The sequence below is a fragment of the Sutcliffiella sp. FSL R7-0096 genome (genome assembly GCF_038595065.1).
GTDB lineage: Bacteria > Bacillota > Bacilli > Bacillales > Bacillaceae_I > Sutcliffiella_A.
Genome location: NZ_CP152003.1, coordinates 1766600 through 1791071, shown reverse-complemented (window position 1 = coordinate 1791071; position 24472 = coordinate 1766600). Strand labels below are relative to the sequence as shown.

22 protein-coding genes are annotated in these 24472 nt (G+C 41.2%); 4 read left to right on the top strand and 18 right to left on the bottom strand.

The genetic code is table 11. The features are described from left to right. Positions 1 to 70: 70 nt before the first annotated feature. The 8 genes from MKY77_RS09160 to MKY77_RS09125 all read right to left on the bottom strand — a co-directional run bounded on the left by MKY77_RS09160 (position 71) and on the right by MKY77_RS09125 (position 9643). Positions 71 to 1060: an acyltransferase family protein gene (locus MKY77_RS09160; RefSeq protein WP_339145535.1), complete on the bottom strand. Its 990-nt coding sequence runs from the start codon at positions 1058 to 1060 to the stop codon at positions 71 to 73. A gap of 231 nt (positions 1061 to 1291) precedes the next feature. Continuing rightward, entirely contained in the window at positions 1292 to 1555 is a 264-nt protein-coding gene (locus tag MKY77_RS09155) for an HPr family phosphocarrier protein (RefSeq protein WP_339145534.1), read from the bottom strand. Between the two features lie 93 nt (positions 1556 to 1648). Next, positions 1649 to 3142, bottom strand: coding sequence for an AbgT family transporter (locus tag MKY77_RS09150; RefSeq protein ID WP_339149773.1), 1494 nt, complete (start codon positions 3140 to 3142; stop codon positions 1649 to 1651). A gap of 141 nt (positions 3143 to 3283) precedes the next feature. Beyond that, positions 3284 to 4594, bottom strand: coding sequence for a hypothetical protein (locus MKY77_RS09145; protein ID WP_339145533.1), 1311 nt, complete (start codon positions 4592 to 4594; stop codon positions 3284 to 3286). Beyond that, entirely contained in the window at positions 4591 to 5931 is a 1341-nt protein-coding gene (locus tag MKY77_RS09140) for an amidohydrolase (protein ID WP_339145532.1), read from the bottom strand. The genes MKY77_RS09145 and MKY77_RS09140 overlap by 4 nt, the downstream gene beginning before the upstream one ends. A gap of 13 nt (positions 5932 to 5944) precedes the next feature. Next, positions 5945 to 7150: a M20 family metallopeptidase gene (locus MKY77_RS09135; RefSeq protein ID WP_339145531.1), complete on the bottom strand. Its 1206-nt coding sequence runs from the start codon at positions 7148 to 7150 to the stop codon at positions 5945 to 5947. Between the two features lie 467 nt (positions 7151 to 7617). Further along, positions 7618 to 8064: a redoxin domain-containing protein gene (locus tag MKY77_RS09130; protein WP_339145530.1), complete on the bottom strand. Its 447-nt coding sequence runs from the start codon at positions 8062 to 8064 to the stop codon at positions 7618 to 7620. A 250-nt stretch (positions 8065 to 8314) separates the two neighbouring features. After that, on the bottom strand, positions 8315 to 9643 hold the full coding sequence (locus tag MKY77_RS09125; RefSeq protein WP_339145529.1) for an MFS transporter: 1329 nt from the start codon (positions 9641 to 9643) through the stop codon (positions 8315 to 8317). A 216-nt stretch (positions 9644 to 9859) separates the two neighbouring features. Between MKY77_RS09125 and MKY77_RS09120 the strand changes: the two genes are divergently transcribed. Beyond that, positions 9860 to 10273: a hypothetical protein gene (locus MKY77_RS09120; RefSeq protein ID WP_339145528.1), complete on the top strand. Its 414-nt coding sequence runs from the start codon at positions 9860 to 9862 to the stop codon at positions 10271 to 10273. Positions 10274 to 10367: 94 nt separating this feature from the next. Here the strand turns inward: MKY77_RS09120 and MKY77_RS09115 are convergent, their stop codons facing one another. Further along, positions 10368 to 11630: an ATP-binding protein gene (locus tag MKY77_RS09115; RefSeq protein WP_339145527.1), complete on the bottom strand. Its 1263-nt coding sequence runs from the start codon at positions 11628 to 11630 to the stop codon at positions 10368 to 10370. A gap of 188 nt (positions 11631 to 11818) precedes the next feature. After that, entirely contained in the window at positions 11819 to 13084 is a 1266-nt protein-coding gene (locus MKY77_RS09110; protein ID WP_339145526.1) for a sialidase, read from the bottom strand. A 206-nt stretch (positions 13085 to 13290) separates the two neighbouring features. On the opposite strand from MKY77_RS09110, the gene MKY77_RS09105 reads away from it, so the two are divergent. After that, positions 13291 to 13866 (top strand): PadR family transcriptional regulator, encoded by a 576-nt coding sequence (locus MKY77_RS09105; RefSeq protein WP_339145525.1) that lies wholly within the window; start codon positions 13291 to 13293, stop codon positions 13864 to 13866. A 113-nt stretch (positions 13867 to 13979) separates the two neighbouring features. Here MKY77_RS09105 and MKY77_RS09100 read toward each other — a convergent pair whose 3' ends face one another. After that, positions 13980 to 15278 (bottom strand): NCS2 family permease, encoded by a 1299-nt coding sequence (locus MKY77_RS09100; protein WP_339145524.1) that lies wholly within the window; start codon positions 15276 to 15278, stop codon positions 13980 to 13982. Between the two features lie 410 nt (positions 15279 to 15688). Here MKY77_RS09100 and MKY77_RS09095 point away from each other — a divergent pair, with 410 nt between their 5' ends. Then, a complete protein-coding gene (locus MKY77_RS09095) occupies positions 15689 to 15925 on the top strand; it encodes an IDEAL domain-containing protein (protein WP_339145523.1) in 237 nt (78 codons plus the stop codon). A gap of 15 nt (positions 15926 to 15940) precedes the next feature. On the opposite strand, the gene MKY77_RS09090 is transcribed toward MKY77_RS09095, so the two are convergent. Beyond that, positions 15941 to 16162, bottom strand: coding sequence for a hypothetical protein (locus MKY77_RS09090; protein WP_339145522.1), 222 nt, complete (start codon positions 16160 to 16162; stop codon positions 15941 to 15943). A gap of 301 nt (positions 16163 to 16463) precedes the next feature. Next, on the bottom strand, positions 16464 to 16916 hold the full coding sequence (locus tag MKY77_RS09085; protein ID WP_339145521.1) for a DMT family transporter: 453 nt from the start codon (positions 16914 to 16916) through the stop codon (positions 16464 to 16466). A 337-nt stretch (positions 16917 to 17253) separates the two neighbouring features. Here MKY77_RS09085 and MKY77_RS09080 point away from each other — a divergent pair, with 337 nt between their 5' ends. Beyond that, on the top strand, positions 17254 to 18408 hold the full coding sequence (locus MKY77_RS09080; RefSeq protein WP_339145520.1) for an aminotransferase A: 1155 nt from the start codon (positions 17254 to 17256) through the stop codon (positions 18406 to 18408). Between the two features lie 56 nt (positions 18409 to 18464). On the opposite strand, the gene MKY77_RS09075 is transcribed toward MKY77_RS09080, so the two are convergent. From MKY77_RS09075 to MKY77_RS09055, 5 genes are all read right to left on the bottom strand, one after another. Then, positions 18465 to 20672, bottom strand: coding sequence for a hypothetical protein (locus MKY77_RS09075; RefSeq protein ID WP_342515701.1), 2208 nt, complete (start codon positions 20670 to 20672; stop codon positions 18465 to 18467). Beyond that, positions 20662 to 21000 carry a hypothetical protein gene (locus MKY77_RS09070; protein WP_339145518.1) on the bottom strand — a complete coding sequence of 113 codons (339 nt, stop codon included), beginning with the start codon at positions 20998 to 21000 and terminating at the stop codon, positions 20662 to 20664. Before MKY77_RS09070 ends, MKY77_RS09075 begins: the two co-directional genes overlap by 11 nt. Beyond that, entirely contained in the window at positions 20972 to 21541 is a 570-nt protein-coding gene (locus MKY77_RS09065; RefSeq protein WP_339145517.1) for a sigma-70 family RNA polymerase sigma factor, read from the bottom strand. The genes MKY77_RS09070 and MKY77_RS09065 overlap by 29 nt, the downstream gene beginning before the upstream one ends. 208 nt (positions 21542 to 21749) lie before the next feature. Further along, a complete protein-coding gene (locus tag MKY77_RS09060) occupies positions 21750 to 22841 on the bottom strand; it encodes a S8 family peptidase (protein ID WP_339149772.1) in 1092 nt (363 codons plus the stop codon). A 314-nt stretch (positions 22842 to 23155) separates the two neighbouring features. Continuing rightward, positions 23156 to 24289 (bottom strand): S8 family peptidase, encoded by a 1134-nt coding sequence (locus MKY77_RS09055; RefSeq protein ID WP_339149771.1) that lies wholly within the window; start codon positions 24287 to 24289, stop codon positions 23156 to 23158. Between the last annotated feature and the right edge of the window lie 183 nt (positions 24290 to 24472).

Here is a 24472-nt window from a genome sequence, read left to right as displayed (position 1 = left end):
CCATCACACTCCGTAATTAGACTTTAAAAAGCCGCTCCTGTAACCTAAAGTTACGGAGCGGCTTTTATATTTAGCCATTCTTTAACGACAAACTTTCCTTCAGATAGCCAAATGGCGTCTGAATGGCTTTCACCACGTATTTATTCCCTGTTAACACCGTCACAAGGATACTCAATAACAGTAGCAACATGTATCCCGCAGGAGAGTTGACTGCTTGGCCAAAGCTCGTCTCAAAGAACCATTTGATGATAAAGCCATGCAAGATATACACATAAAATGATCTTCTTCCAATGCCTGTGAAGATATATTTCTCTTTAGGTACCAATGCAAAAAATGCAATGGTTACAAGCATACTACCAGCATAAATTCCAATGCGGATCAACATATCCGTTACAGAAGAGAAGGTGTAAGTTCCATAAAGGATACTCGCTCCATCAATTCCACCTAGCCAAATGTAAATTCCAGCAAATAACACAACTAGGAATGCCGAAGCATAAATACGATATGCACCATTTTTCAGCTTTTCAAATAAGTCTGTCATAGTTAAATAGTATCCTATCAAAAAGAATGGAAAGAAATAAAACGTTCTGTCCAAGCTTAAGAATCTTTCAGGTATATCAACAAAACCAATTACGATACCCAATAGTATTGCCAGCGGTATACTATATCTCGCCTGGAATTTCCCAAACAGGGGCAACATAAGCTTCCAGGCAATCATACTCAATAAGAACCACATCGCCCATCTTGGGGTGAAGTATTCTAATGTCATAGATGGATCTGCATAAAGCTGACTGTAATACAGCGTATAAATCGTCTGTAAAATGAGATACGGTACTAGCAATCTCGTTATAATTTTTACATAATAGCCTTTTTTATGAAAGTTGGTACTGAAATGCCCTGCCAATAGAATAAAGGCTGGCATATGAAAAATAAAGATAAAATGATAAATGGATACAAGCCACTCATCATTTGCCCGATAAGGGGAAATGATGTGCCCGAATACAACTAAAAAAATTAAGATAAACTTCGCATTATCAAAGAAGGAATCGCGAGTTTTCATGATGTTCTCCTCCATTTCTACTTATACGAAGGTATTTACCCAAGTTTATTAGCTTCATAAACATGGACATATATTCATTCGAAGAGTATAACACGAACCTGTCCGTTCAAGGAATGTAAAAATTTCCTTTCGAATAATATCGGATGCAGAACGCCTTGTTCATTCTCTATAATCTCAAATGTCCTATCAACAACTAAAAAACAGATGGACTCACACATCCACCTGCTTTCTTTAATACCTTTCTTCGCCTTTTAGAAAACGGGTGAGTCCTTCCACGGCTTCTTTTTCATCTGTCCCTTCCGCTTTTACTGTTACAACGTTTCCTTTACCAATCCCAAGCGACAGGAGTCCCAGAATGCTTTTGGCATCAATGATCCTGTTATGCCTGACCACTTGAATATCCGCTGTATAGCTATTTGCTTTACCAACAAAATATTGAGCTGCTTTGGAGTGGAGCCCATATTCGAGTGCAACAGTTATTTGTTTGGATACCATTAAAAATCCCCCCACATTACCACAAATTTATATATGGTATGTGAGGGAATTATGCTTAATGAATAATTTTCTTAAAATAGTTCTTTTGCCTACCTATTTGATCATCATTTCTACGCCTGGCCCGAACGGAATTCCTGCTAAAGCGAAAATCACCAAGAGAATGATCCATACCCCAAGGAAGAGGAGACTATAAGGCAGCATCAACGCTATCAGTGTCCCAAGCCCCGCTTTTTTATCATAGTCTTTCATAAAAGCCAGCACGACTATAATATAAGGGTTCAATGGTGTAATGATATTGGTGGATGAATCTGCAATACGGAATGCCGCTTGAATGAAAGCAGGATGGTAATCAAGCATCCAGAACATCGGGATGAAAATCGGAGCCATCAATGCCCATTGTGCAGATCCGCTGAAGATAATCAAATTCAACATGGCTGCAAGGAGGACAAACCCGATGATACCCGGTATACCTGTCAAGTTCATGCTTTCCAATAAACCTGCACCATTCACGGCTATCCATATGCCAAGGTTGGACCAGTTAAAGTATGCGATAAACTGGGCAGCTGCAAAAATCAGAACAATGTAGCCCGACATATCCCTCATGGATTCTGCCATAAACTTCGGTACATCTGCAGTGTTTTTGATTTTACCGACTGTTACCCCATATGCTACTCCAACAACAATGAAAAAGAAAAGCGTTATCGGTACAATGGCTGTCAAGAATAACGACGGAACGAGTCCACCTTCTTCATTTCTAAGGATGGAATCAGGCCAAAACACCGCGACAACCAGTAAAACCAGATACACAATTCCTGCAATAACCGCATTCCTCAACCCCTTACTCTCTAAAGGATCAGGCTCTTCCAATTCCTTATCCACCTTGCCTCTATATGGGCCAAGCCTAGGCTCGACAATCTTATCTGTAATCAACGCACCAACAACTGAAAGGATAAATACGGAAACGATCATGAAATAGTAATTATCAACCGGTGTTACAATAAGCGTTTCATCAAAAGGTTTAATTGCCTCTGTCGCGATACCCGATAAAAGCGCGTCTGTTCCAGCGACGATGACATTTGCCGTAAAACCTGCCCCTACTCCGGCAAATCCTGCTGCAAGTCCGGCAAGCGGATGTCTGCCGATCGTGTAGAAAATCATGGCAGCAAGGGGAGGCACAATAACAAAGGCCGCATCAGAAGCCAAGTTACCTAGAATACCTGTTACTACTACTGCATAGGTAATCAATGCTTTTGGGGCATTAAGAATTGTCTTTTTGATTCCCGCTTCAATCAGCCCCACCTTATCCGCCAAACCGATACCTAGCATCATTGCAAGTACGAGACCCAAAGGAGCAAAACCTGTAAAATTAGTTAGCATGGAAGTCAGGATAAATTCTATTCCTTCACCAGACAGTAAACTTTTAATCGCCAGTTCTTCTCCTGTACCCGGATGCTCTACCGTCACTCCAAATTGATGGACTGCCCATGATACTCCGATAATAAAAAGAGATAAATAGACAAATAGCATGAATGGGTCAGGCAGTTTATTACCTATTCTTTCGACGCCTCCCAAGAATCTATCAAGCATGGAGGTTGACTTTTGCTGTTGTGTTTGTAGTTGGCTCAATTTTACTCACTCCTTTTAGGCTTAGTTCCTTTTTTGTTCAATATTTTCAGTTATTTAATCGTTTATGAGAATTGGGAAATCTCACTAGAATTTCCCACAAGTTCACAAAAACGATAGTGTATAGATTTTTCTTGGTCTTCCTCGGTGTCCAGACTGTTCCTCGCCGGATACCTTAACAAGTCCAGATCGTTCAAGCTCGGAAAGTATGCGACGGGCATTTCTTTCTGTACTTTTTAACCAGCCTGCCAAGTCCTGTGAGGTGATCACTTCTTTTTGATAGTATTGCGCAAGGGATTTTATCTTAGAAACGATAGTCGGACTGATATTGATATCCTTCAATTTCTCTTCCCACTCCTGGCCTAAGGAACGTGACTGAAAGGAAAGTTTATCTGTTGCATTATAGAACTCGGTTACATCCCTGTCCTCGTTCACACAAACGAGCGTAGAAGACTTTTGCTCCCTTGCATGATGAAAGGCCTGTCTTACATTTTCTTCCGCTGCAAGTACGGTTTCACCAAAGCCGAGCCCAAGCCTTACCTTCAGATCACTTTGCATCTTGATATCTTCCATCAACTGTAATAGCGAATCCCCTTCAATATGCAATTCAAGCTCCCCCCTTGTTGTAAAAAGAAGGAATAGACCATCCCCGAATTGTACAAAAGAACCGTTTACTACTTCTGCAAATCGAAGCATCAATCGTTTCAATTCTAGCTCCTTGATCTTCATTTTATGGGAATAATGCATCTCCTCCAAGGAAGCTTGAGTATGGATGACTTCCACCCCCAGTATGGCAATTTGTGATTTTCTGTAACGCAGGGAATGCGCCCGTTCTATAAGCACTTCCAATGTTGATAATATGGCAAGATCCGAAGGAATGACACGGTAACACGGTATGCCCATTTCCTTCAACTTGACAGAGACCGATTGAATACAAGTAAAAGCGATCTCTATTTTTCCTTCTTCATACAAGTCTTGGTGAAATTTAACCAGGTCCCCTGGCGGTACAAAGCCCTCATAAGCATAGGAATGGAAGGTAATGGATTGAAGAGAGAAAAATTCCCTGTTCATTTCAATCCTGCTTTGTTTGATGGTATCAAGGCTAATGGTTTCAAATATCTTCTTTTCTTTTATTTGGGCTTCAAGGAGAGTGCCAAGAAAACTGGAGCCATACAGCTCAGCATACCCTCCTTCATTTTTCTCGATAAGCTCTTTGGACATTGCATAGGAAAATGGCACTTGTCCAGAGAACATCCATTGATCGACTGCCCCTTTGTTCGAGAGGATGATCTGATCGATCTCTTCCAAAGCAGTATAGGAAAAGGATAGCATGTCCACACCTTCAAACTCTTTCCCTACATGCATGATTCGTTCTATCGAATCCGTTGGTCCGACAATTCCTATTTTAACTTTCACTTTTTCACCTCATAAAGTATATTGGATTCATCTTCCTCTAAAAGCAAAGATAGAATGGAGGAGACATAAACGTCTACCGCAACTTCCAACACTTTTTCCTCATAATCAAATAATGGATGATGATGTCCGGCTGCAAGAGGGGTTCCAAATATAAAGTAGGTTGCTTTCCCTCCACGTTCCCTTACATGATTCAGCATATAAGTAACATCCTCTGAGGCTTTCAGTGGGAGGGTTTCCCTCACTTTTATCACTCTGTCACTACGGGAAATTGCTGCTTCGAGGAACTCTTTCCAACCAGTTTCACTAGCTGCTTCCACACCTTTTCCCACTACTTGAATATCTGCTTCAACTCCATGAAGGGTTGCTGCATGCTGAATGATACGAATGGCTTCATCCTCCATGTACTGATTTAGATTGGACGTCTCTCCACGCGTTTCAAGTGACATTGTTGCATGATCAGGTATCACATTTCTGCCACTACCAGCATGAAGGGTACCCACATTTATTCTTGTTTCTCCTCCAGAGTGTCTAGGTATGGCATGGAGGTGCAAGGAAGCAGTAGCAGCTGCAAGCAAGGCATTCCTTCCCTCTTGCGGTTCGACCCCCGCATGTGCCGATTTGCCGGTAAACATCACATCAAGCTTTGATGTGGCAAGAAAACCTCCAGCTGATGCCACCACCTCTCCCACTTGCATCGGTGATATTCCGATGTGGCCGCTCAGGAAAACATCAGTGTCATCAAGCCACCCTTTTTCCACCATCGATCTTGCTCCCCTGCTACCTTCCTCGGCAGGTTGAAAAAGCAGAGTAAACGAACCTGTAAGTTCTTCTTGATGTGCAGATAGAAAGGTTGCCACTCCCAGACCTATCGCTGCATGTCCGTCATGTCCGCATGCATGCATTATATTTGGATAATGGGATTGAAATCCATGGAGCGCTGGAAAATGATCAGCGATCCCCTCTTTATTTTCTGCTATGGGAAGAGCGTCAATATCAAATCTTAATGTAATCTGCTTTCCGGGTTTTCCCGTATCTAGTTTCGCCACAAGACCTGTATGACCATCTTTCATTTTGGAAAGCCAAGCTTCTGGGACCCCCTGATTTCTTGCTTTCTCTTCAGCTGCAAGTAGGGTTTCGCTCACAGGGACACCCATCCGTTCTTCCGTCACCAGCGCTTCTTTTCCAACGAAAATCTCATATCCCAGCTTCACCAGCTCAGAACCAATCAGATAAGTTGTTTGGTATTCGGTCCACCCTAGCTCAGGGTATTGATGAAGCTTCCTTCGCCAAGAAACAAGAGAGTCAGCAAGATTGTTCACAAATTCTGAAACATTCATAAAGGCCACTCCTTCATTTTTTTTCATTCTGGAGTTTTTCCAAAGCTTTTTTTGTTATGTCTACAAGCATTTTCACTCCTATGGGCAGAGCCTTTTCATTGAATTCAAATTTGGGATCATGTAGTGGCTTTTGACTTTCCCTACCTTCAATAGCTGAACCAAGCCAGAAGAACGCACCAGGATATTTATGGAGGAATCTCGAAAAATCTTCTCCACCTAATGAAGGATCGACATTTGGTGTCGCGGCTTCAGAATCAAGTGCCTGTTGAGCACAACTTCTTACAACCTCCGCCCATTCTGGTGTATTTATGGTTGCTTCATATCCATCTATATAGTCAATTTCAGCAGTTGCTCCCAATGCTTTTGCTGCATTATCGACCACTTCATGAAACCTTTTTTTGACCACTTCTTTTACTTGTTTTTTATAGGTTCTGATGGAGCCCTCCAGTGTTACACTGTCGGCGATGACATTATAGCGGTATCCTCCCTCGATTCTTCCGATGGTTACTACTGCCGCTTCAATGGGATTGATATTTCTGCTTACGATCGTCTGCAACATGGTGACCACGTGGTTAGCGGCAATGATGGCATCATTCGTTTGATGCGGCATGCTGGCATGTCCACCGGCTCCGTTGATAACCACTTTGAAACGGTCGGTTGCTCCCATCATTTCCTTGTCCCGGATACCGATCTGACCAACAGGAAGGTCTGGCCATACATGTTGCCCAAAAATGACATTCGGTTCATATTCAGCAAAAACCCCTTCGTCCATCATCGGTTGTGCCCCGCCTTTTGGAGAAGCTTCTTCAGCAGGCTGGAATACCAAAAGCACTGTTCCAGAAAGCTCATCTTTTCTTTCGTTTAATAAGATTCCTGCCCCAAGAAGCATCGTCGTATGTGCATCATGCCCGCAAGCATGCATTTTCCTTTCCTTTTTAGATGAGAACGTCAGATTCGTTTTTTCTGTTATAGGAAGGGCATCAATGTCGGCTCTAAGGGCTACGGTCGGTCCTGGTTTACCACCTTTTATAATTCCAAGTACTCCCGTATTGGCATAGCCGGACTGGAATGGGATCCCTTGTTTGGTTAACAGATCCTGAATCTTTTTTGAAGTCTCATATTCCTCTCCACTTACTTCGGGATATTCATGTAAATTCCGTCTAAAATCAATAAGTTGCTTCAGTAATCTTTCATCTATAATTGGTAATGATGAGGTCATTAGTATGTAGCACTCCCTTTCATATTATAGACAAGACCTGTCTTTACCTTCTTACCATTAAAGGAAATGTTCCTTTTTAATACCGTAATTAATTACATGTTAACATATTAAATTTGTATTTCAATGAACTTTTTTTATTTTCTGTTAATTGAACTTACTCTCACGTTCTCTTTCATAATTGAATACGCTACATAACAATGTTATTGGGTCAATTAGTAATTATTATTTATTATTTATTTTCATACGTTATAGGCAGTAACTTTTAGGAAGTACAAGGGCTCGGAGGTGATGAAATGGAGAGTTATTTTTCTCAAAGTATAATCGCCCTTGGTGCAGGATTACTTGTTTTAGGTGCAATATTGGTTTTTATAGGAGAGTACTTAAAATTAAAGGAAATAAAATCATAAACACTAAAGTAAATAGTAAAAAAAGAAACGGGTTTCCCGTTTCTTTTTGATTTGCCTATATTATTTCTCTTCTACGCCCAGTACGCGATTGATTCGCTTTTTCAACATCTTCATACCGCTGCCACCTGCTTGGAAGTGTCGAAGATTCCCTTCTTCATCGAATACGTAGTATGCCGGTACGTATTTATTTTCAAACGCTTCCGTCAGTTTGTGTTCACTGTCCACAAATATTGGCTGGGTAATATCATGACCCATTGCCATGGAACGGATAACACCGATGTCTAGGTCGTCCTCAGATCGTGGCATGTGTACAGCTATAACATTTAACTCATCATCATACTCATCCCGTAATTCATTAATTTCCGGCATTGCTTCTTTACATAAGTGGCAACTTACTGACCAGAAATGGATAAGCGTCGCTTTACCCACAAGCTCATCCTTTGTTACTTCCTCATTAATCCATTCCGTTGCACCAGTTAAATCAGGCATTTGCTCTCTTAATTTCATTAAATCTCTCTCCCTTTTCAAATAATTATATTAGTTATCTATTTATAATAATTATCATATGATACTTTTTATATTATATTAATAATACTTTTGAATGTCAATATAGATTATACTAATTATAAATAAATAATTAAAATAAAATGCTCCTTTAGGGGTCTGACCCCTTTTCGTTCGTCATTTTCCGACAAACAAAATAGAAGCTGCCTTTGGCAGCTTCTTGATTTCACCTTTGTTTGGTGGATTATTTGTTTTATGCTTCTTTTTTGTATGGGACTCTAAGGGTGATGAGTAGTCCTATGAAAGCAAGGATGATCAAAGATCCCAGGGCGGTTCTGCTTGCTAGGTTTCCATATCCCGCCAACACTAAAGTAATTGTTCCATATAATAAAGGACCGACGATCGAGGACACTTTTCCCGAGAAAGCAAATAGTCCGAAGAATTGGCCCCTCTTTCCTTCTGGTGTCAATTCAACGATGAATGTACGGGAGGTTACCCATGTAGCACCGAGCGCCACACCGAACAAACTACCTGCAACCCAGAGCATCCAAGGAGCAATCGCAAATACCGCGAAACATAACGCAACAATCAGAAGTCCGGCTACGGATGCGACTGCGTGCTTAGAACCGATACTTCGTGCAATGTATCCATAAATAAAGGAACCTATGATGCTTGAGACGGTTGAAACAAGATAAAGCAGGATAAACTCCGAAGCACTGAATCCCCCAATGGCCCTTGCATAGATCGCCATCATGGCAATGGCTGTCGCAATCGCGTCATTGATGAAGAAATAGGCAATCATGAATAGAAAGACTGGTCGATACAAACGCATTTCTTTAAATGTCTGATAGATCTCTTTATAGCCACTGAAGAAGGATTTTTTCTCCTTGACTTCTTTTGGTTTCTCCTTGAAAAAGAAGAATAACGGCAGGGAGAAGAGTAAGAACAATACACCACTCGGAATAAACGCTTTATGGAAACCGCTATCTCCTACATATAGGTAGACAGTCAATCCTAGTAATGTTCCCATATACCCCACTGCGATACCGAATCCGGAAATCAAAGGTAACTCTTTTTTGGTACCAAGGTCTGGAAGCATCGTGTCGTAAAAAATCAAGGAAGAATGGAAAAAGAACTTTGCTACCACAAACAGCACCAAGACAAGAACGAAACTTATGGGCAAGCCAAAAAGCGTTTGCGAGGTCTGAAAAGAAGCAAATACCCCCATGAAAATAGTCGACATGACCGCAATCAATGTAAATGGGATAATAAACCCTTTCCTTTTCCCTGTCCTGTCAATGAGGACGCCAAACAAGGGTGAAAACAAAACGAGAAAGAAACTGGCAGTGGCATTCGCATAGGACAGGAACGTACTTGCGATCTGATCCATTCTTTCGTTCGTTCCAATGACTTCCTGTAAGTAAAAAGGGAAAAATATTGTAATGATGTTGGATGAAAAAATAGTATTGGCAAAATCATAAAGGGCCCACGATAAGATCGGCAAAGAAAAATAGAGGGCCAGCGGGGATTTGGGTTTTTCACTCCCAGGATCATGAATGACTTTGTTTTCCAAATTAGCCATGGATACTTCCTCCAATTATTTATGTTGTAAGAAAACTATTCTCTAACAACCTCCCCACTCCCTGCTTTTTCCTGGCAAATTTACTCAAACTTTACACTTTACCTTACCTCTAACATTTATATGTTCTATTTCGTAAGGAAAAGTCCACCGTTGCATGAAATCATCACAGCTATTTCATACTAACTATAAATACTTCAAGATAGGAGGTGGACTTCCATGTCAAAAAAAATCTTGGTAGCTCTTTTATTAGTGGTCATCATAGGAGGTTGCAATAACCAAGACAATGTCGAGAACACTAAAGGTCCGACCATCATGGAAGCAAGAAAAGAACCTGGTAGATTGTCTAATGATGAATGGATAAGGGACGCACGTAACGAAGCAATGATACAAGTGGAAAATCCTAAAGCGGAGAGGGTTTCATCTAAAGAAGAAGCGAAAGCAAAAGTGATGGATCATTTGAAGCTTACAGAACATGATAGTACATCTGTGTCATTTGAAGGAATGCAAGGTGATTACTACATGTTTCACGCTTCTGACTTAGTTCATTTCAATAATCACCCCGAGAGGCTATCTCGAGGATGGTATAAAGTGAACCGCAGTACAGGCGAAGTTTCTTCGTGGAAAAAATAACAAAATGGACTGGCTTTGACAACCTGTCAGAACCAGTCCACTTTTAATATCACAGCTTAGAATTAATCCAAGGATTCTTTTTATCACAAAAGGATCAGCCTTTGTTCCTTACCGTTGGTAATATAACCGTTACTTTTGTTCCCGTATGGACCCTACTCTCATATTGTATCTTCCCTTTCATTTCATGGATCAGACGATTGGTGATCATGCTACCCAACCCGGTACCTTTTGTCTTGGTTGTATAGTAAGGCAGGCCGATCTTTTCCAACTGTTCCTCCGTCATCCCGATTCCATTATCAACAAAGGTAATCACAATGGTCCCTTTTTCTTCACCTGATTGTTTATGGATTTTTATATATCCCCCTTGTTCCTCTTCTACAGCCTCAATCCCATTCTTGATAATGTTCATCAATGCTTGCTTCAGATGTTGTTCATCACTGTAAATGAAGTGGTCTCCCTCAAGCTCAAGTTCCATGGTTACGTTCCTGTAGGAACCAAAAGGCCTGATCAATTCCACCGAGTCTTGCAGAACCTTATTTACATCAATGTAATCCAGGGAAAAATTGGTTGGCCTCGCAACCGTCAAATAATTGGTGATGATTTTGTTGGTACGGTCCAATTCGTCCAAGATCAGAGGCGCGAATTGCTTTAGGTTTTCATCTTTCGTATCGTTATTGATGTACTGTATGAAGCCCCGAACGGTTGTTATCGGATTTCTTATTTCATGTGCAAAGGCTGCAGCCATTTGTCCAATAGTGGAAAGCTTGTCCATATATAGCGTTTCGTAAAACTGCTGGTTGGCAATAATCAACCTCTCCACTGTGTAGATCAACGCCATAAAAGTGATGCCGAATGCAAGGAAATACACGATATAGAAATTCATCTCTAAGAATGATACTGTACTGAACAAGATGAAAATGTAGCCGAGATAATAGAAGGAAATAACCACTAATCCATACAGCACCTTTTTGGTGCTTTTCAGGAAAACGGTTCGGAAAAGAAGTCCTATCCCCAGAGCAAGAATCGAAACTGCTATCCCTACATAGACATACTCCCCACCGATGGTATAACGGACTATCACTACAATCACCGTACAGAGCAGTCCAGGGTACCAGCCTCCATATAATGTGACCACAAGGATTGGAATCATCCTAAAGTCGAAATTAGTGTCTTCCAACGTCTCGATGGGATATAGCATGCATAGCTTTGCAGAAAAAGCACTGAACAGGCCAAAGATGGTCTTTTGCTTGAAGTTTAAGGGTTTTCTTTTACTGAAAGGGAAAAATAAATTTGCATTGAACATCAACGAAAATATTATGGTTATATTAACAATTAACGGTTTTATTAGGTAAATCATCCACAACTGATCCTCCAATTTATATCAACATTACTTATAATACCCAAGTTATACATTAGAATGGTTACATCTAGAAATATATGCAAAAATTACACTCTATTTATTATAGGCGTCTTGTGTAGCTTCGTCTAGGAAATATGGCATCGTGAAATTGAAAAAGCTGACCAAAATAGTCAGCTTTTCATCCACTAGTCCTTCCAAAGGTGTAAAAGTTCGTTGTTCTCTCCTCTTGCAAAGACATCGATGCGATTTTTGCCCCAGGATATAGCGGATGGCTCTGAAGTCAATTGGTCACCAATCTCAACCCAATCACTCCATCTTGCACCATCCCAATATTTATGGATCAGCCCAAAGTTTTCCCCACGGGCAAAAACATCCAATCGATTCGGTCCCCATGAGGAAGCGGTAGGACTTGAACTTAAACGCCCTCCCAAGCTCTCCCATTCACTCCAATTTCGGCCATCCCAGTATTTATGGATGAGTTGCTGTTGCTCACCCCTTGAAAAAATGTCTATACGATTCGGTCCCCATGATACAGCCCCTGGTGCGGAAGTCAAATTGCCACCAAGTCTGTTCCAGTCGCTCCATCGACGGCCATCCCAGTATTTTTGATACAAAGCACGGTCTGTTCCACGTACAAATACATCCAGCCTATTAGTCCCCCAGGAGCTGACTGCAGGGGAAGAACTCAAGACTCCACCAAGGTTTTCCCATTCACTCCACCTGGTTCCGTCCCACCACTTATGGAGTAGCTCCTGATTCTCCCCTCTTGCAAATACGTCAATTCGATTCTCTCCCCATGAAACGGCTGCAGGGGAAGAAGCAATCACACCACCAAGATTTTCCCATTGACTCCATCTGGTTCCATCCCACCACTTATGAATCAAATTGCGATTTTCTCCTCTGGCGAAGATATCGAGACGATTGGCTGCCCATGAAGAAGATCCAGGGCCTGATGTCAATCTTCCTCCGAGGCTTTCCCATCCATTCCAATCTTTATCCGGCGAGAAGTTGATATTTTCCAACGTAAGAGTGAACACCCTTTTGACAATCCGTTCCACCTCTTGGCGTGGAATCCTGTATGCTGTAAGCAAACCCATCAACCACACATTATTCTGTAGAAACATGTTCCATAGCTGATTCACCTTCTGTGTGTTGGAACCTGTTACTTTACCTGCGTTTTGGATGGCAAAAATAGCAAACTGCTGTACAAAGAACCTTGCTGTAGCCCTGTTCATATTGAATTCCATCAGTTTCTCATAAACAGGCTCCAATTCCTTCTGCATGACTGCCCATACCTTCTGGAACTCAGGATCTAATTGTCTTTTCCCTTGATGTTTCGACGGATAAAACCGTAAGTGCTGATATTGCTGTTGGTAAGGAAATGTTCGATAATAATGGTTTTGAAAATATGGATGATATCCATAATAATGAGGATACGTGTAATAACCCATCACATTGACCTCCCTTCACAAAAAATGGTGCATATCATCAATGAATCACTGTAATGATGCCAGGATAAAATCCCCCCATAATACACTATGTCATACCTGTTAATAATCATGACACTATTTTTTAACCCATCATAAATGTCCGGAATCCTTTATTTCCTATATAATAAGAAGCAAACCACTCTTTCTTGACAAAGGTGTGAACGAAAATGACAATGAAACTTGTGATACTGGGACTACTAATGGAGGGGGACAAGCACCCCTATGAAATTCAGCAGGTGATGCATGAAAGGAATATGGAACAATATATAAAAATGGCGAAGGGTTCTTTATATTATGCAGTAGAGCAGCTTCTCAATAAGGAACTTATCGAGGTAAAGAAAGTGGTCACTGATCAATCCAGGCCTGATAAGACGATATATAGTATTACTCCTAAAGGTATGGAAGCTTTTCAACAATTACTAAAAAAACAGATTCAAACCGAAAGCACTCACTTTCATCCGATGTATACAGCCCTGGCTTTTATTCATCATGGAGAAGAAGATGTCATACGCAAGGCTCTAACCGAGCGAATTGCACACACTAAAATGCAACTCGAGATGCTTGAGAGGGTGTACCGTCTTTACGGGATACATGCCCCTAAAGGTTCTCAGGCCATCATGGAAAATGCACATGAGCTGTGCAAGGTAGAATTGAAGTGGCTGACAAAACTGCAGGAAGAAGCAGAAAAAGGCATATTTTACGAAGAAAATCCCTCAACAGAAAAAACGCGTCCCATAGATTGAACAGTACGATCTATGAAAGGCAAAAACTTACTGGAACGGAGGTCAATAGTAAAAACCAAAAAACGCGCCCCATAGACAGAATGGGGCGCGCTTATGTTAAATTTAGATATAATTTAGTGGGCTGGAAAGAATACCATTTGGATCAAAAAGATCACCGCAAACAAATAAATCAACGGATGAACTTCCTTCCCCTTCCCGGTTACAGCTTTCATCACCGGATACGTAATGAATCCTACCGCAATACCCGTTGCAATGCTTGAAGTCAAAGGCATAGTCAAAATGATGGCAAACGCCGGGAAAGCCTCATCGAAGTTCTTCCATTCTATCTTCGCCAGACCTTCCATCATAAAGCAGCCGACAATGATCAAGATCGGCGCCGTGATGGCAGGCAAACCGGAAATGACAGAGATGACAGGTGAGAAAAACATCGAAAGTAAAAATAATCCTGCTACCACCACCGATGTCAATCCGGTTCTTCCACCTGCTGCAACTCCCGCAGATGATTCGATATAGGCACAAGATGGACTTGTACCAAGGGCAGCACCTGCTGTTGTTGCAAATGCATCGGAAAGTGTAGCGGGCTTCGTTCTTGCTAGTTTCCCATTTTTCATGAATCCGCCCTGTTCCGATACTCCTACTAATGTTCCTGTAGAATCAAAAATAGTAACCAGGATGAATGCAAATACGACCGTATATAGACCGTTTGCTACCACACCACTTAGAGCTTCGCCAAGATGAATGAACTGAGGAGCTGGCGGCATGTCCACAATTCCATTGAAATTCAACATATCAAGAAAGTAACCAAGAACCGCGGTAATTAACATCCCATAAAACAATGCACCCGATACACGCCTTGCCATAAGAATTAGCGTTATGAAAAGTCCTCCGAGCGCAAGTGCAGTTACAGGGCTTGTGAGATCACCTAAAGTAATCATTGTCTCTTCGTTCGGGACAACGATGCCTGCCATCTTCAATCCAATAAAAGCGATGAACAGGCCGATACCAGCTGTGATCCCATACTTTAACGGTGCAGGAATGGCCTCAATCAATGTTTTTCTCAATCTAGTTAAACTTAGTATGATGATAATCAGACCAGCCAGGAAAACCGTTCCCAATACTGCCTGATAGGTTAACCCCTGAGTGGCTACCACACTAGTGAAATATGCATTGAGTCCCATTCCGGGAGCGACAGCAATCGGATATTTTGCAAATATCCCCATTGTTAAAGTACCAATGACAGCAGCAATGATGGTTGCCATAAACACCTGCTCAAATGGAATACCGGCCGCAGAAAGAATGGCAGGGTTAACAAATATAATATAGACCATTGTCAGGAACGTTGTGATTCCTGCTAAAATTTCTTGTTTGACACTTGTACCATATTTCTTCAATTCAAAATAGTTTTCAAACACAAAAAATCCCCCAAAAACGAATGTATTATTGAAACCTTTCTAATAATATTCGTTTTTGCAGGATAATTCAAGGATAAAAGGTAAAAAAGGATTCTTTAATCAAATGTTTCACGAATAGGATTTACATTTATAGAGATATTAACCGCCAAGTTTCATTGACTTTGTTTTCAGCATTCATATTTTGGGTATATTCTAAAATAAGTAACCAATACAACTAAATCCATTGTCACTCTTTTACAGAATTGCCACTATTTTTTCTGATATATCTAAATTTTCTAAAAACAACACTTCACAAACAGGACAAAATATCAGATAATAGGAAAAAGGATGAGTAGCTTCTTTCATTTTATCCTTTTCATGATTCACCCAATTAACACGCAATCCAAAATTTCGCACAGGGGGTAGAAATTATGAATAAGCATTTTTCTTTTCAACCAGAACAATCTGTTTCCACTTTCAAAAGTTTTGAAATGACAAAAGAGGAGAAAGTCGCTCAAATCATTGTCGACTCTTCTGTCTTCCAATTTCACAAAAATAGGCTAATGAACGAAATAGATCGAGCTTTAGCTGCTGGCAACCGCAAAAAATTCCAAACTCTTTCCAGTGACTATAATGACTTATTGACGCAATTTTCTCACCTACAATAAAGAAGAAGCGGAAATTCATTCCGCTTCTTCTTTATTGTCGGGTAGCTTTCTCTCTTCTGTATTTTGATTTGTTTGACAGCAGGTACATTTTCTATTTATCTCTTTTTCCTGCTTGTAAAGATAAGCAAGCACCCCAACGATCAAAAATGAAAAGACCCCTGATGATGAATCTTGGAAAAACAACTCCTCTGCATACCTTTCCAACAGCCTTAACCAGATTTGTAGCACAATATCCATTACACAATCCCCTTTCAGGCGGAATCCAACAGACACCAAATCCGTAATCCTAAGGTGAAAGGAGTGCAATCAAACAGGCAATGGAACCAGAGAAATATTATGTGAATATTCTGTGTTTATAATTATTATAAACGTTATGTAAGTTTTTTCCTATCCTACTAGCCTCTCATTTTTATAGGACTTCCCTAGTACGACTAAAGGCAAACAAACGTTTCCATCCCCACTCTAGGTATCTTGAAACCCCTCTTCATACCTATATTCAGGGATTGCAGGATGAATTTCGCGCATTTGCGAAATTGCTCTATTTTACCGCTACCGTCCCTCGATAAATAAAAAATAATGCTACAAGCATAAGGGCAATCCCAATCACCCTTTGGTAATTGACCACTATCTTCGTTGTGCCAAACAATCCAAAGTGATCAATCACTAAACTGATTATCATTTGGCCCACAATAACTGAGATTATCGTCAAGGCAACCCCCACTTTTGGAACTGCTATGATGACAAAGGTTACAAAACATGCCCCAAGGAACCCACCTACAAGCTGCCATTTAGGCACATGGGTAACCTGTAGCAGATTTCCCCTACCGAAAAACGTAGAAAGTAATAATAAAAACACCGTCCCAATAAAGAAAGAAACAAAAGACGCCTCCAAGCTTCCTATCTTTCGTCCCAACTGGCTATTGATGGGAGCCTGGATCCCTCCAAGTATCCCACCAAACAACGCCAGAAGTACAAACCAGATTTTCAACATACTTTTTCATCCTCCCGCTCCATGGTCCTGTACATACATATACTACACCTGTACCGATAATCCTTTGGACAAGGATAAAAAAGTCGGGTACACTTACTTAAAAAGTATGTACATAAATAGAGACCACTGAAAATGGAGATGATTCTGTTGATTGGTTTAATGCCGCTGTTGATTTCCTAAACGGCTAACGTTATCCAAGGGCGACCTTAAGCCTTCTCGGGCTGCGCCGGCGGGGTCTCAACATTGACGCTACTCTCCCGCTGGAGGCTTTTCCTTTTGCTAAAATCAACAGCTTAGTTTTTGTTTTTCAGTGGCCTTTAATAAAGGAGCAATTCATATGGAGCATCTTATTAATTCGAATGTACGAGATATTGAAATTTCAGGTATCCGTAGATTTTTTAACCTTGTGGCAAAGTATGAGGATGTCCTTTCATTGACAATAGGGCAACCAGATTTTCCGACACCAACCCATGTAAAGATGGCAGGCATAACCTCCATAGAGACGAATAAAACGGTTTACACACCCAATGCCGGCATTCCAGAACTTAGAAAAGCTGGAGCTGATTTTGTTAGCAAAAAGTACAGCTTGTCCTATGATCCAGGATCAGAAATAATAGTATCCATTGGAGCAAGTCAAGGAATTGATATTGCCTTTCGAACGATTTTGGAACCCGGCACAGAAGTGATACTCCCTGGACCTGTCTATCCTGGGTACGAGCCGATCATCAGGCTCTGTGGCGCTACCCCAGTACATATTGATACTAGGAATTCAGGTTTTCAATTGACTGCAGAGCTGATAGAAAAACACTTAACAGAAAAAACTCGTTGCATTATTCTCCCATACCCTTCTAACCCTACTGGAGCCGCATTACCGGAAGGCGAACTTAAGGAAATAGCTGCTTTGTTGCAGGATAAAGATATATTCATATTATCGGATGAAATTTATAGCGAACTTGTTTTTGATGGAAAACACCGCTCCATTGCGTCTATGCCTGGCATGCGGGAGAAAACCATCGTCATTAATGGGGTATCTAAATCCCATTCCATGACAGGGTGGCGGATCGGTCTTGTTTTCGGTCCTGAATATGTGATGAAGCAGATGTTGAAGGTTCATCAATACAATGTATCCTGTGCGAGTTCTGTTTCACAATATGCCGCATTGGATGCATTGACCACCGGGATAGATGATGCGGATGAAATGAAGGTCCAATATAAAGAAAGAATGGAATATGTGTATGGGAGACTTTTGGAAATGGGGTTGGATGTCGTGAAGCCTGACGGGGCGTTCTACCTGTTCCCTTCCATTCGAAAATACAATATGAAATCATTTGATTTCGCCATGAAACTTGTGGAGGAAGCTGGCGTAGCCGTTGTTCCTGGTAGTGCTTTTTCAGAACTAGGTGAAGGTTATGTAAGACTTTCCTACGCATACGATATGTCAACCCTTGAAAAGGCAATGGACCGATTAGAAGGATTCTTGCGAAAATTTTAAAGATAAACGGAAGAAGGAACGCTAGCTCATCATTAGCGGGCGCTCCTTCTTTCTTATTATTTTCTCATTTCGTCTACAAATCTTTTTAACTCAATCTTTTCCGTAGAGGACCTCCAAGTTTCTAATTCAGTTGTTTTCTCCTTTACAACCCATTCCATTATTTTTTTCATTTCATCCTCATAACTATCGTATTGTTCCTTTTCACGTTGGAGATTTTTAATTAATCTTTCCCAATCGATCCTAACTTCATGGATTCCCTGTTCAGGGTATTGTCGGCCCAGCTCTTCCACCATTTCCATCGATGTCCCCAAATATAATTCGAGAGCGATCCATTCATCAATGAATTCATGTTGATACCCTTGATCCATCACATATTGAAACTTGGCTCTAGCCTCTTCATACTCCCCTTGTTTCATCAGCGCCAAAGCGTGTTGGCCCTCTATATATTCATTAAGGATAGGTCCCTTTATTTCTTCAAATCTTGCATACCACTTATCATAAGATTGCCATTCTTTCTTGTCATAATAGTAATCGAGAATATCAAGGAACAAGACCTCACTTGGAGATTTTCGTGTTAATTCTTCCAGGTAAGGGATTGCCTGTTCTTTGGAGGATATATTCAGTACATCTGACTCTACACCGATTATTTTGCTAATCATGAGTAGGCTGTGCAGGTCATCTGGATTATTCGCAAAACTGTCCTTATACATTCCCAGCGCTTTCTTTGGCTTGTTTTTGAGCAACACTTTATCCGCTTCCGTCAGTTCTCTATTTTTAAGGTAGAACATAGGCAGATTTCCAAATGTATCATCCCCTAATCTATATCCCTGACTTTGAGTAATCAAATCACCATTTTCATTATAAGCCTGGACGTTCCAAAAGAAGTGACCTCTTGGATCTGCGAAGCCAAGTACCGAAGAGTAATTTATCTCCTCCCAGTCACTTTCCTCTGTAAATTGAATGATACCTTGTGAATAATGGAGTTCTTCCTTAGTAATACTGATTTCGGAGCTTCTTATTCCGCTTTTCAGTTGATGAGAAACGGACCCACCACCTTCCAATTCCCTTCCAACACTGATGCTGTAGTACGCCGCACCATCCACAGGATCCCATGAAAACAAGATTTCGTCTTCGAAAATTTCTTCTGAATTCACTGGGGTATGGATCTCCATTAACGGTTGAATCATAGATTCATATACCGCTACATCACTCCCCTCTACTTCAATCCAAGGATTTGCCGGCATGGAAAGGGTATACCCGTCAATCTGATCATAAGTGAATCCATAAAAAAGCTGATAGCTGCCGGATGGCACATTCTCAAAAACGTATTCTCCATTTTCATCTGTCACAGCCTGGAATTGCTCTTCTGACCCTATGCTGTAATAAAGGTTATTTTTTTCACGTAGGAAGACACCTACGCCTTCCATTAGTTCTTTTTCCTTGTCATATTTATAGATTTTCCCGCTTACATTTCCAAAAGAACCTTCTCCACTTTTTAACCTATCCAAAAGAGATTGTAGCTGTTTTTCTGCAAGGGGGAGGTCGGCGTATTCATCTTTTCCTCCCATACCCCTGCCATTTGAATCGGAGATTGTTTTTTCTGCCAGGTCAAGTGCATCTTCTTTCTTTCCAAGATGTAACAGAACTTCTACTTGTGACTTGGCAACCTTAGTTATCATTTGGTAATCTTCTTTGTTCACTTTTTCATAAAAGGCTTCAATATATGCTTGTGCAGTTTCAAACTGTTTGTTTTGTACCGCCAAATCGATTTGCTCGGTAGCTAATTGAGACCTGAAATAACTCGTTGCCCGATCCAAAGCCATTTGGAGCACCTTGTCTCCTTTTTCCCATTTCCCCTTCTGATGGTAATAGCGGGCCAACTCTAGAGCAGCCTCCTCCATGTACCCATTTGTGGGCCCATGTTCTACATATTCCAGAAGATATGGCACACGCTCCTTTTTGGTGAATTTGACCTTGGATTGATTAGCATCAGACCAATACGTGGAAGTAGTTCCCACATACACATCATAATCCAGCGAATACACACCCTCTATCATATAGTCTCTAATGAGCGCAAACCTCTGCTCCGACAAGATATTCCCATTTTCTAGAAGGTCCAAAACCTTCTCTTTACCTGCCAGTTCCCCTTTTGCCATCTGCCGCCCCGCTATGAAAATGGAGTATTGCGGCTGGATAAAATAGAGGAAGAATGGGAGGAATAAAACAACAGCCACCCCACTTAGAACAAGATGTTTAATTTTCACTCTTATTTTCATGGAATTTCACCGCTTTCTCATAATCATCTTTCCAATACATAGATCCAGCTATTTGAATTATTTCATTATCTTTTCGAGCAGTGATGTCTTGTTTATATAAATCATCCTTTATTGTTAAAACCGTAAAGAATAATCCTGCCGCAAACACGACGGGCAGCAAAGGTATTTCCAACTCTTTATTCCAAAAGGATGAAAGCTTTTTTGAAAGGGGCCGGGGTTGCGTCTTCTGCACCACACTATCGTAGCCGGTAAAAATCAATTCCCTCAACTCACAGTCTAGCTTTACTTTAACCGCTTGTTTTTCTTTCAATTTCATTTGCCCCCTCTCCTTTCTCGATGAGCTCCCTTAAATGCAAACGTCCGCGTTTCAACCTTGTTTTCACCGTGCTTTCCGCAGTATGTAAAATCACTGCAATTTCACTTATTTTCATTTCATTAAAGTAATAAAGAGTAAGCACTTCCCGGTATTTATAATCTAGCTCTTGAATGGATTCACTAAGTGATTTTTTGTCAAAATCCACTATCAGTTGCGCCTCTGGACTTTCCACATGCTCATCTCCCCTAATTCGTTCTGCAAAATCAAAGTTTAGGAGGATATTTTTCCAGCTCCATTTACGCATCAGCATTTTACAACGATTGACGGTAATGGAGGTGAGCCAGCTTTTCAGTTTTTCAGGTTCATCCAATTGATGAATCTTTTCGTATGCAGTAATGAAGGTATCCTGCACTACCTCTTCACAGATGAATCTATCTTTTAATAATAGAAACGCTGTTCGTAAAAGATAGTCTCCGTATAGGGACATCAGTTCCTGTAATGCGGATTCCTCTTTGTTTTTCAGCCGATCAACAAGATGCAAAGCGTGCTCACCCCCTTTTTCCTTTTGGTCTATACTTAAGATGCAAGATAAGTTGCAATAGTTTCAATTTCAGGAAAAAAATAATATTATTCTCTCTTAAGTTAGCATAAAGTGATGGGAATTTAGTGGGGGTTTTTCTATTGGAGGAAAAATAAATGCCCGCCCCGTACAAGGGACAGGCATTGATGGTTATAGGTTTTTGGGGGCTCTATTGAAGTGCCGCTTCTAGATTGATGACACCATGGCCATAATTGAAGGCCGACCCTAAATTGGTAGCCGTATCCCTTAATCTTTCTCGAACCTGCACGTTTGTCAGGTTTGGATTTTGTGCGAGTAACAATGCTGCCGCTCCTGCCACGTGAGGCGAAGCCATGGACGTACCATTCAGCTCCCCATATTGATTTCCTGGTAAAGTGCTGTTGATCGACACACCTGGTGCCATTACTTCCAACTGGCTACCCACACTAGAGAAGGAGGCGCGATTATTGTTGGCATCAACTGCACCTACTGCAATAACGGAATCATATCTTGCCGGATAGCCGATGGTATTAATTAGGCCAAGGAAAGAACCGCTGTTCCCCGCAGCCGCGACGACCACAATCCCGCTGTTATAGGCATTATCACTTGCCTGCTTCAATGTTGTGGATCCAGTGCTTCCACCCAAGCTCATATTGATGACATCCATGTCGTTGTCGATTGCCCATTCAATTCCTTGTGCAATACCCGCAAGCGTTCCACTACCACCCGCACTCAGCACTTTCACTGCGTATAAATCTACATCATAGGAAACACCAAGTACTCCCACATTGTTATTCAGTGCGGCGATTGTGCCAGCCACATGTGTTCCATGTCCGTTGCCATCTGTCAATGCATCAGGCTCACCGGAAACGAAACTTGCTCCCCCTACCACTCGAAGATCTTCGTGGCTAGCATCTATACCTGTATCCAATACAGCCACTTTCACACCAGTGCCTGTCACATTTTGAGAATGTGCCACATCTGCTTTAATATGAGGAACCCCATAAGGAACCGTCTGAGCGGTTGTGTGCATTTCCACGTTTTCTTCCACATACTCCACTAAAGGATTTTTTTCAAGCGCTGCTGCAGCAACTTCTGGCAAAGTGATATGTAACACATTCATATGCTTGAATTGATGTTCCACCGATCCACCTAGTGTTGACACTAGTGTGTCTGCCTTAGCTATGGAAGGCCCTGTTTTTAAACCAATCAGATACTCCTTCATTACCGGTTTTCCATTTGCACTTGCATCCGATGGCATAAAAGAAAAAGACAGAACCATCGCCACCGCCAAGAAGACGGTAAACATTTTTCTTAATGACTTATTCATATGTAATCACGCTCCTTTTGTTTTTCTAAATAATCAAATTATTTAGTTAACTATGATGCTAGCATAATAATGGCATGATTGTAATTGGGAAAATAGGTAGGTTAAACCAGCTTTATCTGCCCCATTTACCAGCACATTTCCCAATGGTGCATCATGGAAATAAATACAAAAATAAGTAAACTTCAGAAAGTACAAAAAAAAAGCACCAGAATTGCTCCTACTGTAGAGCCAATTCTGGTGCTTATATAAGAGGGGGGATCAACTAATTATTGTAAAGCACTTTCCACATTGATGACACCTTTTCCGTAGAAGAAAGGATCACCTAAGTTTGTAGCCGTATTTTTCAGACGTTCACGGATTTGGACATTTGTCATGCTAGGATATTTCGCCTTGATTAATGCAGCAGCTCCAGCAACGTGTGGAGACGCCATGGACGTTCCATTGAAGGCTGCATAGTTGTTACCAGGAGTTGTGCTCAAAACGCTGACACCCGGTGCCATTACTTCCAACTCGTTCCCAACACTGGAGAAAGAAGCACGGTTGTTGTTGGAGTCCACCGCTCCAACTGCGATAACAGAACTATATCTAGCTGGGTAACCAATTGTATTTTGCTTTCCTTTAGAACCAGAGTTACCAGCTGCCGCAATGACGACAATGCCTCTAGCATAAGCATTATCACAAGCTTGTTGCAATGCAGAAGATCCAGAGCTTCCACCAAGACTCATATTAATGACATTCATCCCATTTGCAATGGACCACTCAATTCCTTGTGCGATTCCACTTAATGTACCACTACCTGAAGCACTAAGAACTTTCACTGCATACAGGTCAGCGTTGTATGCTACACCAAGTACACCAGTTGTATTATTCAATGCAGCAACTGTTCCTGCTACATGTGTTCCGTGGCCGTTTCCATCTTGAAGGGCATTCGGCTCACCTGAAACAAAGCTCGCTCCACCCTTTACATTAAGATCAACATGATTAGCGTCAATTCCAGTATCTAGGATCGCAACTTTGACACCACTTCCTGTCACACCAGCAGCGTGAGCTTTGTCAGCCTTGATATGCGGGACACCCCATGGAACTGTTTGTGCAGTAGCTTGAACTTCCGCGTTTTCCTCTACGAAAGCAATATTAGGATTTTTCTTCAAAGCTTCTGCAGCTTTTTCAGGTAAAGAGACTTCCACAACATCCATGTATTGGAACGTGTGTTGTACTTCTCCACCAACTGCGTTTATCAAGTTTCTAGAAGACTGGGCGCTTGCCTTATTACCTTTTGTAAATCCAACTAAGTATTCTTTCTTTGCACTAGCATTCGGACTGGACGATTCTGCCTGAGCAGTACCGAAGGCTAACGAGAAAGCCAATATTGCAATAAGTATGACCGAAAAACCTTTCATCCACTTCTTCAATAGATTCACTCCTTGAATAAGATTTTTAATAATTCTTACTATTAAGAACTATTAACAAAAGTTTACCACCAGTCACGGAAAATTCATATTGGGAAAATGAAGCGGAAAAAGGGGAGTAATTTAAAAGTTTAACCCCCAAGTTTCCCAATAGGTAAATATGTAATAAATTCC

Bases quoted from the DNA above. Each gene is read 5' to 3' on its own strand.
- MKY77_RS09160 (WP_339145535.1), bottom strand. From the start codon at position 1,060: ATGAAAACTCGCGATTCCTTCTTTGATAATGCGAAGTTTATCTTAATT.
- MKY77_RS09155 (WP_339145534.1), bottom strand. From the start codon at position 1,555: ATGGTATCCAAACAAATAACTGTTGCACTCGAATATGGGCTCCACTCC.
- MKY77_RS09150 (WP_339149773.1), bottom strand. From the start codon at position 3,142: ATGCTTGATAGATTCTTGGGAGGCGTCGAAAGAATAGGTAATAAACTG.
- MKY77_RS09140 (WP_339145532.1), bottom strand. From the start codon at position 5,931: ATGAATGTTTCAGAATTTGTGAACAATCTTGCTGACTCTCTTGTTTCT.
- MKY77_RS09135 (WP_339145531.1), bottom strand. From the start codon at position 7,150: ATGACCTCATCATTACCAATTATAGATGAAAGATTACTGAAGCAACTT.
- MKY77_RS09130 (WP_339145530.1), bottom strand. From the start codon at position 8,064: ATGAAATTAAGAGAGCAAATGCCTGATTTAACTGGTGCAACGGAATGG.
- MKY77_RS09125 (WP_339145529.1), bottom strand. From the start codon at position 9,643: ATGGCTAATTTGGAAAACAAAGTCATTCATGATCCTGGGAGTGAAAAA.
- MKY77_RS09120 (WP_339145528.1), top strand. From the start codon at position 9,860: ATGTCAAAAAAAATCTTGGTAGCTCTTTTATTAGTGGTCATCATAGGA.
- MKY77_RS09115 (WP_339145527.1), bottom strand. From the start codon at position 11,630: ATGATTTACCTAATAAAACCGTTAATTGTTAATATAACCATAATATTT.
- MKY77_RS09110 (WP_339145526.1), bottom strand. From the start codon at position 13,084: ATGGGTTATTACACGTATCCTCATTATTATGGATATCATCCATATTTT.
- MKY77_RS09105 (WP_339145525.1), top strand. From the start codon at position 13,291: ATGACAATGAAACTTGTGATACTGGGACTACTAATGGAGGGGGACAAG.
- MKY77_RS09095 (WP_339145523.1), top strand. From the start codon at position 15,689: ATGAATAAGCATTTTTCTTTTCAACCAGAACAATCTGTTTCCACTTTC.
- MKY77_RS09090 (WP_339145522.1), bottom strand. From the start codon at position 16,162: ATGGATATTGTGCTACAAATCTGGTTAAGGCTGTTGGAAAGGTATGCA.
- MKY77_RS09085 (WP_339145521.1), bottom strand. From the start codon at position 16,916: ATGTTGAAAATCTGGTTTGTACTTCTGGCGTTGTTTGGTGGGATACTT.
- MKY77_RS09080 (WP_339145520.1), top strand. From the start codon at position 17,254: ATGGAGCATCTTATTAATTCGAATGTACGAGATATTGAAATTTCAGGT.
- MKY77_RS09070 (WP_339145518.1), bottom strand. From the start codon at position 21,000: ATGAAATTGAAAGAAAAACAAGCGGTTAAAGTAAAGCTAGACTGTGAG.
- MKY77_RS09060 (WP_339149772.1), bottom strand. From the start codon at position 22,841: ATGGTTCTGTCTTTTTCTTTTATGCCATCGGATGCAAGTGCAAATGGA.
- MKY77_RS09055 (WP_339149771.1), bottom strand. From the start codon at position 24,289: ATGAAAGGTTTTTCGGTCATACTTATTGCAATATTGGCTTTCTCGTTA.